The following is a 2,171-nucleotide window of genomic DNA, read 5'->3' as shown; positions in this document are numbered from 1 at the left end:
CCGCAAATGCTTCCAGCCGGGTTAATAGCTGACCGCTGCTTTGGAGCGTATAATCGGATTCGATTTTCAAAAGAGGCACCGAGCTGTGCTGCTTTAAATCCGCATACTCAAAGCTGTAAAAGTCGCAAAACTTCACCGTATGATAAATGATTCCTGCCAGGCCGGGACGGTTATAGAGTTTTTTACGGCCTGTGGAATCCATCATGCGCATACATGGAATCTGAGAAAGCAGCTCTCCCGCATACCAGAGCATCAGCTCATCAAAGTCCTCTGTATCCGGAGGAGCCATTTCTCCCACGGAACGGTTATTGACACAACTGTCATTTTTTACCGGAAGCGGCATTGCATCGCTTACCATTTCAAAAAGCTCCTTGCCCATGCGCGCACCCAGCACGGCAAGGTGTTCTCCCTGCACCGGCTCCGGCAGGGCAAAAGCCTCCCGGAACGCTTTTTTGTCAAAGGCTGTCCCGCGATAAGCCCCATACGCCTTCGCCAGCCCTTTCAGCTGTACAGCCATGCGCTCTCTGCTGCAGACATCACCTCCGTGTAAGACATCCACCATATACAAAAAATCCAGCTTCCCGCTGTCTGCAAGCACATCATATACACTCCGTATGGTATCACAGCAGTTCACCAGCACAAGCTCCCGAATGCCGCCGCCCATCACCGCTTCCAAAAGCGCCTTGCCAAACCCGCAAAGATTAGGGTGGGCAAGCTGGTCCGCCATTTCAAAGCCCTCCGGCATTTCATTTAAAATTTCACAGCGGGCCCCAAAGGCAGCCAGCAATTCCACCGGCGTATATTTGCACACATAAAATGTTTTATTCATCTGTCCTTCCTCCCAGCATTTCCAGAAAAGCGCCAAGACGTGTTGCTGTCTGCCCCTCGCCGCCGTGACTGCGGTCACAGCCGTCTCCATCCAAAATTAACAACGGAAGTCCTTGTTCTTCAAATTTCTTTTTTGCCAGCTGAGAGCCGCCCAGGGTATGTTTGCAGCCCCAGTGCCCGAACCAGACAACGCCGTCCGCGTTGACCTCCTTTGCATGACGGATTCCTCGCTCAATTCTCCGTGTCAGGCTGCCGTTGAGCCCATGATAGACCATCCGCCTTGCCATTGCCTCATAGGGCTTTGAGGGATCAAAATCAGGGTCACAGGTCTGGGCCAGCTCACAGCCCACAATCTGTGCCCCCTCGTTTAAAGAAAGCTCCTTTCTCACCGCATCGGACCAAAACGGAATGGTGTGCATCCAATAAATTCGTTTTCCTTTTGCCCCAGAAGCCGTCTTGATATCCTCCAACAGCTGCTGGGTATATTTTTCTACCTCCTTTGTGCCAAGAAGAATGTTCAAGGTCATCCCCGCATAAAGAGGCGTCACCAGATCCGACGGCACATAGCAGTTTGCGCGAAGCTTCTGAAAGGTACTATAATTTTCTAACGTCCTGCGGCTTACCTTAAGGCGCTCCCTTAAGCTGTCCTCAGAAATGGCTGTCCCTGTTTCCTTTTCAAGAAAACGGGCCAGCTGACGCAGCTGATCCGCCACATAAGCAATGTTCTCCTCATTCTGCTGCATGGGCACATCAATGGCAAAGGAGGGCACACGATACCATTCTGCCAAATGGCGGAACGTCACTAGGTTGGCGTCACATACTAAATTGGTATATACAATACATTTCGGCTTAGGCAAAAGCCCTTTCTCCGCCGCACCGATAAACGTCCGGTGATAGCTGCACAGCGTACTGGAAATCCCTCTGTTTTCCGTCTGCTGCAGGCAGCCCTCCTCCGCATGGGAGGCCGTCAGATAAGCCGAAAAGCTTTCCACATTATAAGGGCTAAGCCCCGCCTCCTGCAGAAGCTCGCATGGCGTAAAGACACTGACAATAGCGGATTTATCCGGACTTTGGAGCGGCTTTCGCATTGTATTCATCATCAGGACAGCCATATATCTGTCCGCTGGAAACAGTCTTTTGTCCGGCAATAGAAGAAAGCGCAGATCCTGCGCTTTCCAGCCCGTTTTAAGAAGCCATCTGGCCCTTTCCGGATTTGTCTGACTGAATCGTTCCACATAATTTCCAAATACTTCTGTTATCTGCATTGTCTGATTTCCTATCATGTCCCAAGAATCTTCATTCTTTCCTTGATACCTAATACCTCACCTATGGTATAGTAGCAT

Annotated in this window: 2 protein-coding genes; both read right to left on the bottom strand. The window is 50.7% G+C overall.

Annotated elements, in window-relative coordinates; genetic code table 11:
• Positions 1 to 829, bottom strand: an 829-nt coding sequence (locus tag AC1WIP_RS14915) for a 2-hydroxyacyl-CoA dehydratase family protein (RefSeq protein ID WP_481142571.1), incomplete at its 3' end; no start/stop codon positions are given.
• Entirely contained in the window at positions 822 to 2,093 is a 1,272-nt protein-coding gene (locus AC1WIP_RS14910; RefSeq protein ID WP_481142570.1) for a 2-hydroxyacyl-CoA dehydratase subunit D, read from the bottom strand. The genes AC1WIP_RS14915 and AC1WIP_RS14910, both read right to left, overlap by 8 nt.
• Positions 2,094 to 2,171: the final 78 nt, after the last annotated feature.

This window comes from Acetatifactor sp. (assembly GCF_982438285.1).
This window is presented reverse-complemented; position numbering and strand designations above follow the sequence as displayed.